This is a genomic window from Streptomyces sp. NPDC096048 (assembly GCF_044763415.1).
GTDB lineage: Bacteria > Actinomycetota > Actinomycetes > Streptomycetales > Streptomycetaceae > Streptomyces.
The window spans coordinates 585,224-597,536 of sequence record NZ_JBIWGG010000001.1 but is presented as its reverse complement, the minus strand read 5'-3'; the positions used below and the strand labels follow the sequence as shown (position 1 = coordinate 597,536).

The 12,313-nt window shown below is 70.0% G+C and carries 15 protein-coding genes; 8 read left to right on the top strand and 7 right to left on the bottom strand.

Annotated elements, in window-relative coordinates:
• Window positions 1-86 precede the first annotated feature (86 nt).
• Window positions 87-1,325 (top strand): hypothetical protein, encoded by a 1,239-nt coding sequence (locus tag ACIQ6R_RS02915; RefSeq protein WP_404218304.1) that lies wholly within the window; start codon window positions 87-89, stop codon window positions 1,323-1,325.
• An 82-nt stretch (window positions 1,326-1,407) separates the two neighbouring features.
• The gene (locus ACIQ6R_RS02910) at window positions 1,408-1,950 is read left to right on the top strand and encodes a hypothetical protein (protein WP_404218302.1); all 543 of its coding nucleotides are present in this window, start codon (window positions 1,408-1,410) and stop codon (window positions 1,948-1,950) included.
• An 18-nt stretch (window positions 1,951-1,968) separates the two neighbouring features.
• On the opposite strand, the gene ACIQ6R_RS02905 is transcribed toward ACIQ6R_RS02910, so the two are convergent.
• Window positions 1,969-2,202, bottom strand: coding sequence for a hypothetical protein (locus ACIQ6R_RS02905; RefSeq protein ID WP_404218300.1), 234 nt, complete (start codon window positions 2,200-2,202; stop codon window positions 1,969-1,971).
• Window positions 2,203-2,278: 76 nt separating this feature from the next.
• On the opposite strand from ACIQ6R_RS02905, the gene ACIQ6R_RS02900 reads away from it, so the two are divergent.
• Window positions 2,279-3,364, top strand: a complete 1,086-nt coding sequence (locus ACIQ6R_RS02900) for a hypothetical protein (protein ID WP_404218298.1) — start codon at window positions 2,279-2,281, stop codon at window positions 3,362-3,364.
• Between the two features lie 16 nt (window positions 3,365-3,380).
• On the opposite strand, the gene ACIQ6R_RS02895 is transcribed toward ACIQ6R_RS02900, so the two are convergent.
• The 3 genes from ACIQ6R_RS02895 to ychF all read right to left on the bottom strand — a co-directional run bounded on the left by ACIQ6R_RS02895 (window position 3,381) and on the right by ychF (window position 5,430).
• Window positions 3,381-3,794: a DNA-binding protein gene (locus ACIQ6R_RS02895; protein WP_404218296.1), complete on the bottom strand. Its 414-nt coding sequence runs from the start codon at window positions 3,792-3,794 to the stop codon at window positions 3,381-3,383.
• The gene (locus tag ACIQ6R_RS02890; RefSeq protein ID WP_404218294.1) at window positions 3,776-4,060 is read right to left on the bottom strand and encodes a hypothetical protein; all 285 of its coding nucleotides are present in this window, start codon (window positions 4,058-4,060) and stop codon (window positions 3,776-3,778) included. Before ACIQ6R_RS02890 ends, ACIQ6R_RS02895 begins: the two co-directional genes overlap by 19 nt.
• Before the next feature lie 281 nt (window positions 4,061-4,341).
• Complete coding sequence (gene ychF, locus ACIQ6R_RS02885; RefSeq protein WP_404218292.1) at window positions 4,342-5,430, bottom strand: redox-regulated ATPase YchF; 1,089 nt, start codon at window positions 5,428-5,430, stop codon at window positions 4,342-4,344.
• A 184-nt stretch (window positions 5,431-5,614) separates the two neighbouring features.
• On the opposite strand from ychF, the gene ACIQ6R_RS02880 reads away from it, so the two are divergent.
• Complete coding sequence (locus tag ACIQ6R_RS02880) at window positions 5,615-6,265, top strand: DUF6542 domain-containing protein (protein WP_404218290.1); 651 nt, start codon at window positions 5,615-5,617, stop codon at window positions 6,263-6,265.
• 33 nt (window positions 6,266-6,298) lie between these two features.
• On the opposite strand, the gene ppgK is transcribed toward ACIQ6R_RS02880, so the two are convergent.
• Both ppgK and ACIQ6R_RS02870 read right to left on the bottom strand, forming a co-directional pair.
• On the bottom strand, window positions 6,299-7,063 hold the full coding sequence (gene ppgK, locus ACIQ6R_RS02875; RefSeq protein WP_404169802.1) for a polyphosphate--glucose phosphotransferase: 765 nt from the start codon (window positions 7,061-7,063) through the stop codon (window positions 6,299-6,301).
• Between the two features lie 29 nt (window positions 7,064-7,092).
• Window positions 7,093-8,109, bottom strand: coding sequence for a 4-hydroxy-3-methylbut-2-enyl diphosphate reductase (locus ACIQ6R_RS02870; protein WP_210964216.1), 1,017 nt, complete (start codon window positions 8,107-8,109; stop codon window positions 7,093-7,095).
• Window positions 8,110-8,237: 128 nt separating this feature from the next.
• Between ACIQ6R_RS02870 and ACIQ6R_RS02865 the strand changes: the two genes are divergently transcribed.
• From ACIQ6R_RS02865 to ACIQ6R_RS02855, 3 genes are all read left to right on the top strand, one after another.
• The gene (locus ACIQ6R_RS02865) at window positions 8,238-9,611 is read left to right on the top strand and encodes an APC family permease (RefSeq protein ID WP_404218288.1); all 1,374 of its coding nucleotides are present in this window, start codon (window positions 8,238-8,240) and stop codon (window positions 9,609-9,611) included.
• Window positions 9,612-9,689: 78 nt separating this feature from the next.
• The gene (xseA, locus tag ACIQ6R_RS02860) at window positions 9,690-10,898 is read left to right on the top strand and encodes an exodeoxyribonuclease VII large subunit (RefSeq protein WP_404218286.1); all 1,209 of its coding nucleotides are present in this window, start codon (window positions 9,690-9,692) and stop codon (window positions 10,896-10,898) included.
• Window positions 10,899-10,907: 9 nt separating this feature from the next.
• Complete coding sequence (locus tag ACIQ6R_RS02855; RefSeq protein WP_404169791.1) at window positions 10,908-11,159, top strand: exodeoxyribonuclease VII small subunit; 252 nt, start codon at window positions 10,908-10,910, stop codon at window positions 11,157-11,159.
• A gap of 18 nt (window positions 11,160-11,177) precedes the next feature.
• On the opposite strand, the gene ACIQ6R_RS02850 is transcribed toward ACIQ6R_RS02855, so the two are convergent.
• The gene (locus ACIQ6R_RS02850) at window positions 11,178-11,390 is read right to left on the bottom strand and encodes a DUF4287 domain-containing protein (RefSeq protein ID WP_404218284.1); all 213 of its coding nucleotides are present in this window, start codon (window positions 11,388-11,390) and stop codon (window positions 11,178-11,180) included.
• Between the two features lie 251 nt (window positions 11,391-11,641).
• Between ACIQ6R_RS02850 and ACIQ6R_RS02845 the strand changes: the two genes are divergently transcribed.
• On the top strand, window positions 11,642-12,232 hold the full coding sequence (locus ACIQ6R_RS02845) for a malonic semialdehyde reductase (RefSeq protein WP_404169786.1): 591 nt from the start codon (window positions 11,642-11,644) through the stop codon (window positions 12,230-12,232).
• Window positions 12,233-12,313: the final 81 nt, after the last annotated feature.

The window sequence follows — 12,313 nt, the reverse complement described above, 5'->3', positions numbered from 1 at the left end:
CCAGCCTGCTGTTCGTCGCTCTCTGCGTCCTCGCACCGGCTGTGCTCGGACACTTTCTGGACTGGTCGGCATGGTTATGGGGCTTTATGTCCATGGTCACGGCCTCCGGTTCCCTGCTGCTCGTGATGACGGTCCTCAGCGGTGGCCACACGTCCGCCGACCCGTACGAGCCCGGGGAGCCCGAGCCGCCCGCGGTGCCGACTGAGCAGCCGTTCCAGGAGGCACGGGTGGTCGACGCGGCGCTGTCGAGCGCGACGAACGGCTACGACTTCCTCTTCTCCGCCACCGTGTGGTGGAGGCCGGTCCCCGACCACGCCGGCCAGGCAGACAGTGCCTCCTCAGCCCTCGCCGTGTCCTCGGTCGTCAGCCGGGCCCTGGAGGTCGTCCGTCACGAGGAACCCGGCCGGGCAAGCTTCGCACGGTACCTCTTGGAGGGGCAGCTGGGCATCCTGCTCCCCGACCTGAGCGGACGGGTGAAGGCCATGGCGGCCGATGTGACGCTGACCCTCGCCCCCGCCGACCGCGAACGCCTGCAGAAGCTGAACGACCTTCGCAAGGACGAGGAGATCTGGGAGTACGAGCGTCAGCACGAGCGCAACAAGCGGCGCTACCTCGGTGACGACGTGCTCAAGAGCGCGGGCAGTGCGGTGGTGTGGTGGCTCGCCCGCCACGAGAACGAAATCGAGAAGGCGGTCGACATGATCGGCCCGCTCGCACAGGTCGCGGCGGCGGCCAACGACGAGGAAGTGCCCGAGCTCTTCCGCCACCTGCTCGTCCCACCCGTGAGCGCACGGAGCGAAGCGACCGTCGGGGGCCCGCTGTGGGACGGGGACGACCACGGAGGAGGGGTTTTCGACCGCGAGGAGGAAGTAGGGGTCTCGGATCGACTGCGCCTGTTGCTGACGGAGGCGGGCCTGAAGCCGGACATGGACGGGTACACGGTGCTCGCGCACCGCGTAATGAGGTTCTTGAAAACGGAAGGGCTGGACGACGCCGCCGCCGAGATCAGGCGGGCCTTTGGCCTGGCTCCCGGCGATGGCCCGGAGGACGAGCCTTCGAGCGAGGGGAACACTACCGGCCCCTGGCCGCCCCGCTCCCCGGCCCCCGAAGGCCCGCCGTTCACCGACCCGGACGTGGCCCCCGGTGCGAGCACGTTCACACCGAGGACGGCGGAGGGCAGCGCGAACGCCGGTGACCGGGACCAGGATCGGTGGGAGACGAGCGAGGACGACACTCCGCCTCCCCACTTCTGGGACCCGTCACACAGCCCGCACCGGCCCGCCGAACCCCGCCCATGGAGCGAGGACGACGCGAACGGGGTCTGATCCGGTAGACGGTCAGCTCGCCGAGGCTCCCCTTCACCGCACACCGCGGCAGGGGAGCCTCTCCTGCTGTTACGTTCCGCCCATGACCGCACCAGACGATCTACTCCTTTGGATCGAGCAGGAGCCTTCCCTTGCTGCCGCGCTCGCCTGGCCTGGCGATTTCGACATCGAGCGCCGGGACCCCATTGAGGACCTTGCCCTTCCCGCCGGGCTTCCCCTGCACCCGATAGCCGGCTGCGGCGCTGGCGGCACCTACTTCCTGTGCGGGGAAGCCGGGGCCGAGGAGAGGCCCGTCCTGTACGCCGACTCGGAGGGCCAGGCGACACTGATCGGCGCCGACCTCGTCGAGGCCATCGCCCTCATCGTGGTCCTGCCCTTCTGGCGCGACCTGGCGAAGGGCTTCGCGATCAGCGAGCTCGGCTCGGGCCTTCGGGCCGACCACCCAGACTTCGACGCCGAGCGCGACCGCCTTCTGCACGCCCTCGGGCTTGCCTCCCTCTCCGAGGAGGAGGCTGCCGCTCGCCTGCTGGCTGTGGCCGCACGCACGGCCCCGGACTACGTGCCGTGCGTACCTGACGACGATCACCTGCCATACGAGCTTCTGTTTCCGAGCGGCCCCGCCTAGCGAAGCCAGCGCTTGACGTCAGTACCGGGTGATGACCTGTCGCAGGTCCGTGCCCAGGAGGTCCTCCAGCGCCTGGACGGTGGCTGGCGGTAGTGGCAGCTCGCATTCTGGGTCTGTGGTGACGAGGCTGTACCTGGCGAAACCCGCAGCCTCGACGTAGTCGAGGGCGTTCAAGTCCGTCTGGGCAGAGCAACAGGACATCGTCACGGCAAGCGCGTCGAAATAGCCGTCTGGAAGCGTTGCCGTGTCCATCGCGTCGCCCCAACAGTCTTCGATGTCGGAGCCGCATACAGGGCACCGGACACCACACCAGTTCTCCCCGGGATCAATGAAGGCTGTGCCGGGACTGGCCGTTGCGAACGACGGCTGTCTCATCAAGCCCATCGAATCCGGCCCGCACGCGGTGAATTGGGCGTCACGGGTCAACGCCGCCCGCAAGTCCGGCAAGATCCCCCACACGCAGGAACTCCACGGACACCGCACCCACCGCGGCCACGAGATCAAGCTGGTCGACATCCCTGCCTGGCGCCTCGCGGAACTCACCCCGCTCCCTGTGCCGGCCAGACTCACCAAACCCCATGCCGTCGTGGCCGCTCTCCAAAAGCAGCCGCAGCCCATGGGCCTGTCCAAACCCCTTCAGGGCCGAGCCTTGCGCATCATCCAAACGCTCATCGCCGCCACCACAGCCCAAGGCCACAAGGCATCGCTCGGAACCACACAAGGCGCGCCCCCGCCCCATCGGCGCCGCAAGGCACCACCGCACTTCTCCATCATCGCCCAAGGCGAAAGTGTCGGATTCCTCGTCCTCCAAGAACAGGACCGCAGCGAACACGTCCCCACAGACAAGGAACTCGCCGACGCCAAGAAGTACTCATGGATGCGTATCCCCCGCTTCGACTACACCCCCTCTAGCCGCCTACGCTTCATACTCTGCGGCGGCAGCCCGCACCGTGCAAGCGAATGGGCAGATCTCCCCGAGCGGCCTCTGGAAGAACAACTCGCCGAGATCGTGCAGGAGGTCGGACTCCGCGGCGAGGCCGCAGAACGCAAACGCCTTGCAGACCAGCAAGCCAGAGAGGTACAGCAAAAGCGCTGGGAAGCCGCCATGCAGGAAGCCCACGCCGCCTACGCCCACGCCTACCGCGTCAAACACCTCGGAGAACAGGCAGACACCTGGTACCAGGCCAGCCGCCTGACTGAATACGTCGCAGCAGTAGGCGTCCATGCCACATCACTTCCGCCCGGGCAGCAGCGGACCGAGGTCGAGGCGTGGCTCGCCTTCGCGGACGCGCACCTCCAAATCCTCACCGAATCGGTCTCAGCGCCGAAACTGCCCACGCCACCAAAGCCCAGCGGCGACGACCTCAAGCCTTTCCTCGGCCACTGGAGCCCCTACGGACCCCGCTCCTACTGAGCCGGACCAGGGGAAATCACACCGCCACAAGCCGGACCAGCTCGCCGCACAGCTTGGTCATGTCGTCAATATCGGAAGTCAGCATGACCACGGGGCGGTGCTGTCGCAGCGCGGCCTCGGCAACGGCCGCATCGATCGCGTACTTGTGTCCGTGCAACCCGGCATTCATCAGCAACTTCGAGGCCGCCCTCGCCTCCTCGTCACCGACCGGGACGACCCGCAACCCGGAAAGCACCCAATTCAGGCGTGACTTGTTCGTACGGGCGTGGACGGCCTCGATGATGGTGAGCGCACTGATCACGACCTCCATGCCGCGCGAGCGTGCCTCACCGATCAGAGCCACCACCTGCTCATCATCGGCGAGCAGCTTCGAGAGTCCCTCGCTGTCGAGGACCAGCGTCCCCTCGTGACTCAACCTGCGGCGGGCCACTCGGCCTCCTCGGCGAATACCTCGTCGAAGACCTGCCGCGCCCGTTGACGAGCCGGTTCGGAGACCGACCCCTTGCGGCTCTCGTAGTCCGCCAGGTACTCGTCCAGGACCTGCCCGCGCAGCTCACGCTCGACCGCCTCGGCGATGAACGCGGAGAACTCCCGCTTACCCACCCGCGCCCGGATCGCCTCCGCGGTCCCCTCCGGCAGCGACAAGCTCACCCGCGTCGCCGGTCCTTCCCCGATGCTGTACGTCGTCTCAGCCATGCCCCCGATTGTGTCAAACGAGTAGGAAAAGTGCCACGTCCGCACCACCTTCATAGCTCGGCCAGCGCCCTGCCCGCACAAATCCCAGCACGGGCACCCTCATCCCATCCCAGCACGATCCCAGCACGGTAGGGATGATCAGGGGTGATGACAGGTGACGAGGGGTCAGCTATCCCAGCACCATCCCAGCACGGGAAAAAACTAGGGGCCCGACCCCGAAGAGTCGGACCCCTTCCGACCTGCATGTTTGCCAGATCAGCGACGTGGTGATATGTCAGCCGCTACACATTGAAGCGGAACTCCACCACGTCCCCGTCCTGCATCACGTAGTCCTTGCCCTCCATGCGCGCCTTGCCCTTGGCGCGGGCCTCGGCGACCGAGCCGGTGGTCACCAGGTCGTCGAAGGAGATGACCTCGGCCTTGATGAAGCCCTTCTGGAAGTCGGTGTGGATGACACCGGCGGCCTCGGGGGCGGTGGCGCCCTTGTTGATGGTCCAGGCGCGGGATTCCTTGGGGCCTGCGGTCAGGTAGGTCTGCAGGCCGAGGGTGCGGAAGCCGACGTGGGCGAGGGTGGCGAGGCCGGGCTCCTCCTGGCCGACGGACTGGAGGAGTTCCAGGGCCTCGTCCTCCTCCAGCTCCGCGAGGTCCGCCTCCAGCTTGGCGTTGAGGAAGATCGCCTCGGCGGGGGCGACCAGGGCCCGCTGCTCGTTCTTGAAGTCCTCGTCGGTCAGCTCGTCCTCGTCGACGTTGAAGACGTAGAGGAAGGGCTTGGTGGTGAGGAGGTGCAGGTCGTGGAGGAGCTCGGCGCGCTCGCTGCCCTGGAGGATGCCGTGGGCGAAGAGGGTGTCGCCCTTCTCCAGGATCTCCTTGGCCTCCTCGACCGCCTTGACCTTGGGCGCCACGTCCTTCTTGATCCGGGACTCCTTCTGGAGGCGCGGGAGGACCTTCTCGATGGTCTGGAGGTCGGCGAGGATCAGCTCGGTGTTGATCGTCTCGATGTCGTCCTTGGGCGAGACCTTGCCGTCGACGTGGACGACGTTCTCGTCCTTGAAGGCGCGGATGACCTGGCAGATCGCGTCGGACTCGCGGATGTTGGCGAGGAACTTGTTGCCCAGGCCCTCGCCCTCGCTGGCGCCGCGCACGATGCCCGCGATGTCCACGAAGTCGACCGTGGCCGGGAGGACCTTGTCCGAGGAGAAGATCTCGGCCAGCTTCGTCAGGCGGGGGTCGGGGACGCCCACGACGCCGACGTTGGGCTCGATCGTGGCGAACGGGTAGTTGGCCGCGAGCACGTCGTTCTTGGTCAGGGCGTTGAACAGGGTCGACTTGCCGACATTCGGCAGACCGACGATTCCGATCGTGAGCGACACGTTGCGACTTCCCGTACGTGAGGATGCGGAGGGCTGGAGGGTGGGGCGGGCCAGGCAAGGGCCGATCCACCAGTCTACGGGGTGGCCGGTACCGGCCCCGCGCGGTGTCGAACGCTTGGCCCAGCTGTGTCCGACGGCGTGTCTGTCGGGCTATTCGGCACATAAACCGACCTAAGTTGGTCCAGTGGAGCAACACAGGACGCGACCTGCGCAGTACGGACCGCGACGGGGCCGGGCGCCGCTGCCCCCGCAGGGGCGGGGAGCGGGCGGCGCCGCTGCCGGGCGGGCCGGGCGGGCCGTCGCGCGCCCGGCCGGACGCCCGGCCGGACGACCGGCCGGACCGGGTGCGGGCGGCGGTCCGCGCAGGCCGGCCGCGGGACGGCCGGCGGCGCGGTCCGGTCCGCCGGTGGCGCGGGCGCTGCGTGCCCTGCGCGGGATGCCCAATCCACGGCTGACCGGGCTGGGCAGCGGCCTGTTCTGCGCGGCGGTGATGCTGGTGCTCGGCTTCCTCGACCAGTTGCTGTTCGGCGCGTCCCTGACGGTGTACGGAGTGCTGTTCCTGCCGGTGTGCCTGCTCACCGCGCTCTGGGTGCGCAGGGGGGACCTGCTGACCGCCCCCGTCGTCGTGCCGATCGCCTTCGCGGTGGGCCTGGTGACCGTCGCCGAGAGCGGCAAGGGGGTGGGAGGCCGGCTGATGGGGCTCGTCACCGCCCTGGCCACCGAGGCGGGCTGGCTGTACGGCGGGACGCTGGTCGCGGGGTCGACCGTGATCGTCCGGAGGGTCCGGCTGCTGCGTCGCCGCCGGGCCGCCGCCCGGGACCGTACGCCCGCGTGACGGCGGGTTCGGCTCGGCCCGCGACCGACAGGTTCAGCCCGCGACCGGCCGGCCGTCTCCCTCCGCCGCCCGCATCGCCGCCCCCACGATCCCGGCGTTGTTCTGGAGCTGCGCGGGGACGATCTCGGCCCGGACGCCCTCGATGTAGTGCAGGAACTTGTGCGCCTTGCGGCTGACGCCGCCGCCGATGACGAACAGCTCGGGTGAGAACAGCATCTCGACGTGGGCGAGGTAGCGCTGCACCCGGTGGGCCCAGTGCTCCCAGGACAGGTCGTGGTCGTCCTTGACCTTGCTGGAGGCGCGTTTCTCCGCGTCGTGTCCGTCCAGCTCCAGGTGGCCCAGCTCGCTGTTCGGGACGAGCACGCCGTCGGTGAAGACGGCGCTGCCGATGCCGGTGCCGAAGGTGAGCAGGACGACCGTGCCCTTGCGGTCGCGGCCGGCGCCGAAGCGCATCTCGGCGACGCCCGCCGCGTCCGCGTCGTTGACGACCGTCACGTCGAGCCCGCCGAGCCGCTCGCTGAACAGGGCGCGCGCGTCCGTGTCGACCCAGCCCTTGTCGACGTTGGCCGCGGTGCGCACCGTGGCGCCGCCCGTGACCACGCCCGGGAAGGTGAGTCCGACCGGTCCGGTCCAGCCGAAGTGCTCGACGACCTGCTTCACCCCGTCGGCCACGCCGTCGGGGGTCGCGGGGTGCGGGGTCAGTACCTTGCAGCGCTCCTGGGCCAGGTCGCCCCTGTCGAGGTCCACAGGGGCGCCCTTGATCCCGGATCCGCCGATGTCCACGCCGAAGATCTGCATGGCACCACGTTACGGCCTGCGCCTGACGGTCATGCCCCGGCCGTGCCCGAGCCGCCCCGCTCCGCGACCAGGGAGGCCGCCTCCTCGCGCAGGTCACGGCGGAGTTCCTTGGGCAGCGAGAAGATGATCGACTCCTCGGCGGCCTTGACGATCTCCACGTCCTCGAAGCCGCGCTGCGACAGCCACTCCAGGACCTGCTCGACCAGCACGTCCGGGACGGAGGCGCCGGAGGTGACGCCGACCGTGGTGACGCCCTCCAGCCAGGACTCGTCGATCTCGTCGGCGAAGTCCACCAGGTACGCCTCGCGGGAGCCCGCCTGCTTGGCGACCTCGACGAGGCGCTTGGAGTTGGAGGAGTTGCGCGAGCCGACGACGATCACCAGCTCCGCCTCGGCGCCCATCTGCTTCACGGCGAGCTGGCGGTTCTGCGTGGCGTAGCAGATGTCGTCGCTCGGCGGGGAGATGAGCTGCGGGAACTTGTCCTTCAGCGCGTCGACGGTCTCCATGGTCTCGTCGACGGAGAGGGTGGTCTGGGAGAGCCAGACGACCTTGGACGGGTCGCGGACCTCGACCTTCGCGACGTCCTCGGGGCCGTCGACGAGCTGGATGTGGTCGGGGGCCTCGCCGGAGGTGCCGATGACCTCCTCGTGGCCCTCGTGGCCGATCAGGAGGATGTCGTAGTCGTCGCTCGCGAAGCGGACGGCCTCCTTGTGCACCTTGGTGACGAGCGGGCAGGTGGCGTCGATGGTGGCGAGCTTGCCGCGCTCGGCCTCCTCGTGGACGACGGGGGCCACGCCGTGCGCGGAGAACATGACGATGTTCCCCTCGGGCACCTCCTCCGTCTGCTCGACGAAGATGGCGCCCTTCTTCTCCAGCGTCTGGACGACGTACTTGTTGTGGACGATCTCGTGCCGGACGTAGACCGGAGCCCCGTACTGCTCCAGGGCTTTCTCGACGGCGATCACGGCGCGGTCCACACCCGCGCAGTAGCCACGGGGGGCGGCGAGCAGGACACGGCGGCCAGGCGAAGCAGTCATGGCACCCATCGTAAGGCCGCGTTCGGCGGGTCAAAGATCGCGTGGGTACGGCGTCACCGGGGAGACTGACGGGGGCGTCGCCGGGGACGTTGACGGGGACGCGACGAGACACAGTCCGATGCGCTGGCGGAGGCAGGATGTCCGAGACCGGTACGGCGGCCCAGGGGGCCGGTGAGGAACACCAGCTGAAGCGCAGCCTGGGCTTCAGGGACCTGGTCGTCTACGGGCTCCTGTTCATCGCGCCCATGGCGCCGGTCGGCGTGTTCGGCACGCTGGACGCCAAGTCGCACGGCGCGGTGGCCCTGGTGTACGTCGTCGCCACGATCGCGATGGCGTTCACCGCATTCAGCTACGCGCAGATGGTGCGGGTGGTCCCCCAGGCCGGTTCGGTGTTCGCGTACGCGCGCGCGGGGCTCGGCAACGGGGCCGGTTTCATCGCCGGCTGGATGGCGATGCTGGACTACGTCCTCATTCCGGCGGTGGCGTACCTTTTCTCCGGCATCGCGATGGAGGCGCTGGTTCCGGAGGTGTCGCGTTGGGTGTGGACGGCGATCGCGGTGGTCGTCACGACGCTGCTGAACCTGTGGGGGGTGCGGGCGGCGGCCCGGGTGGGCTTCCTGGTGCTCGCCATGGAGATCGTGGTCCTGCTGGTGTTCGTGGTGGCGGCGATCGTGGTCCTGGCGCGCGACGGGGCCGAGCGGGGCTGGCTGTCGCCGCTGTCCGGGGACGGGACGCAGGGGGCGTTCGCGCTGTCGGCGGTCGTCGGCGCGGTGTCCGTCGCGGTGCTGTCGTACCTGGGTTTCGACGCGATCGCGACCTTCGCGGAGGAGGTCACCGGCGGCTCGGCGAAGGTCGCGCGTGCGCTGCTGTTCTGCCTGGCGCTGGCGGGCGTGCTGTTCGTGGCGCAGACGTACCTGGTGGCGCTGCTGGAGCCGGTGTCCTCGGCGCAGCTGGCGGCGGAGCCGGAACGGCAGGGGTCGGCGTTCTACGACGCCGTCGACGCCTCCGTGGGCACGTGGCTGCACGACCTGGTGGCGGTGAGCAAGGCGATCGGCGCGGCGTTCGCGGCGCTGGCCGGGCAGGCGGCGGCCGGGCGGCTGCTGTTCGCGATGGGCCGCGACCGGCGGCTGCCGAAGGTGCTGTCGCGGACGGACTCCGGGGTGCCGCGCGTGGCGCTGCTGGTCTCCGCCGTGATCACCATGGTGGCGGCGGTGTGGGCGGCGCGCCGGGACGACGGTCTCGACCATCTGGTCTCGGTGGTCGACGTCGGCGCCCTGACCGCGTTCACGCTGCTGCACGCGAGCGTGGTGGGCTGGTTCGTCGTCCGGCACCGCGGGAGCACCGTGAACTGGTGGCGGCACGCGCTGATTCCGGTGCTGGGCGCGGTGATCACCGTCGCGGTGATCGTGGAGGCGTCGAGGACCGCGCAGGTGGTCGGGGCGATCTGGCTGGTGGTGGGGTTGGTGGTACTGGCGGTGCAGGCACGCGGGAGGCGCTCGGTGGGGGCGTGAGGCGGGCTCGCCGGGCCCGGCGAAGGGCGGCGTGCGCGCCGGGGCGGGTTGTCACACCCGGCCGTTACGCTCGGGCGCATGGCTGTTAACTCGACTCCCGAAGCCCCGCTGCCCGTGGGCGAGGTGTCCCGGCTGATCGGGGGCTGGATCGACCGGCTCGGCGCGGTGTGGGTCGAGGGCCAGATCACGCAGTTGTCACGGCGGCCGGGTGCCGGTGTCGTGTTCCTGACGCTGCGCGACCCGTCGTACGACATCTCCGTGAGCGTCACCTGCTACCGGCAGGTGTTCGACGCGGTGGCGGACGTGGTGGGCGAGGGCGCGCGCGTCGTCGTGCAGGCCAAACCGGAGTGGTACGCGCCGCGCGGCCAGCTGTCGCTGCGGGCCGCCGAGATCAAGCCGGTGGGTGTCGGGGAGCTGCTCGCGCGCCTGGAGCAGCTGAAGAAGGCACTCGCGCGCGAGGGACTGTTCGCGCCGGAGCGGAAGAAGCCGCTGCCGTTCCTGCCGCAGCTGATCGGCCTGGTGTGCGGGCGGGCGTCGGCCGCCGAGCGGGACGTCCTGGAGAACGCCCGGCACCGCTGGCCCGCCGTCCGCTTCGAGGTGCGCAATGTCCCCGTGCAGGGCGTGCACGCCGTGCCGCAGGTGGTGCAGGCGGTGAAGGAACTGGACGCGCTGGACGACGTGGACGTGATCGTCGTCGCGCGGGGCGGCGGCAGCGTGGAGGATCTGCTGCCGTTCTCCGACGAGCAGCTGGTGCGGGCGGTCGCCGCGTGCCGTACGCCGGTCGTCTCGGCGATCGGCCACGAGCCGGACAATCCGCTGCTCGACCATGTCGCCGACCTGCGCGCCTCCACGCCGACCGACGCCGCCAAGAAGGTCGTACCGGACGTCGGCGAGGAGTACGAGCGGGTGCGGCAGCTGCGGGACCGCGCCCGGCGCTGCGTGGCGGCGTACGTGGACCGGGAGGAGCGGGGGCTGGCCCACGCGCTGGCCCGGCCGTCGATACAGGATCCGCACCGGATGATCGACGAGCGGGCCGAGCAGGTGACGGCCTTGCTGGAGCGGGGCCGCCGCTCCCTGCGGCACCACCTCGACCGGGCCGACTCCGAGCTGACGCACACGCACGCGCGCGTGGTGGCCCTCTCCCCCGCCGCGACCCTGAAGCGCGGGTACGCGGTACTGCAGCGGGCCGACGGCCACGCCGTCCGTGACCCGGGCGAGGTCGAGCCGGGCGAGACGCTGCGCGCACGGGTCTCCGAGGGCGATTTCTCCGTACGAGTCGACGCATAGGGTGGGTGGATGACCAGCGAGGTGGAGCAGCCGACGGCCGTGTCCGAGGCGCTCGGGTACGAGCAGGCGCGGGACGAGCTGATCGAGGTCGTACGGCGGCTGGAGGCCGGCGGTACGACGCTGGAGGAGTCCCTCGCCCTGTGGGAGCGGGGCGAGGAGCTGGCGAAGGTCTGCCGCCGCTGGCTGGACGGCGCCCGGGCCCGCCTCGACGCGGCGCTGGCCGAGGAGGCCGGGGCGGAGGACGGGGACGGCGACCGCTGACCCCCTGGGACGGGCGGACTACTGGGCGCTGCCCTCGGCCAGAGTGTGCGCGACGAGCGCGTTGGCGTGTCCGTGGCCCAGTCCGTGCTCGGTCTTGAGCCAGGCGACGAGTTCCATGTGCTTGGTGAGCGGCGAGGAGCGGATCAGCTCCTTCCACTCCGCGACCGGGCGGCCGTACTTCTTCTCGATCGACGGGAAGTAGGAGGCGGGGCCCTTCACGGCGGCGGTCATGTCGGTGCGCTCCCTGGGTGCGAGTGACGGTGGAGTGACGGTGAACTGCTCTGTACGACCGCGGCCCGCGGGGGAAGTCATCGCCGACCGCGCGTGACGCGCGTCACTCGGCCTTCAGTGATCACGTGAAGCGGATCACCGCACTCCCGTATTGGTTGAAGCTTGAACTTCTTTGGCGTAGCGTCGTGCCCGTCAACGGCCCCCCGCCGGTCCGCGCGGAGCGCCGACGCACCCCCCGAGGAAGATCACGTATGTCTCTCGTTCTTGACCCCGCCGCCCAGGACCTGCTGTTCCGCGAGGCCCGCACCGCGAACACGTTCACCGACGAGCCGGTGACCGACGAGCAGGTGCAGGCGATCTACGACCTGGTCAAGTACGGCCCGACCGCCTTCAACCAGTCGCCGCTGCGCATCACGCTGGTCCGCTCCCCCGAGGCCCGCGAGCGTCTCGTCCAGCACATGGCCGAGGGCAACCGGCCCAAGACGGCCACCGCCCCGCTGGTCGCGATCCTGTCGGCGGACAACGAGTTCCACGAGGAGCTGCCCGCGCTCTTCCCGCACTTCCCGCAGGCCAAGGACGCCTTCTTCAGCGAGCGTCCGGTGCGCGAGGGTGCCGCCACGCTGAACGCCGCCCTGCAGGCCGCCTACTTCATCGTCGGCGTCCGCGCCGCGGGCCTGTCCGCCGGCCCGATGACCGGCCTCGACTTCGAGGGCGTCCGCAAGGAGTTCCTGGACGACGACCACACCCCGCTGATGGTCGTCAACATCGGCCGCCCGGGCCCGGACGCATGGTTCCCGCGCTCCCCGCGCCTGGCGTACGACCAGGTCGTCACCACGGTCTGAGCCGCGCGACCCCGATGACACGACGAAGCCCCCGGCACCTCGCCGGGGGCTTCGCACGTCGTCGGGGACTCGTCACGTCGT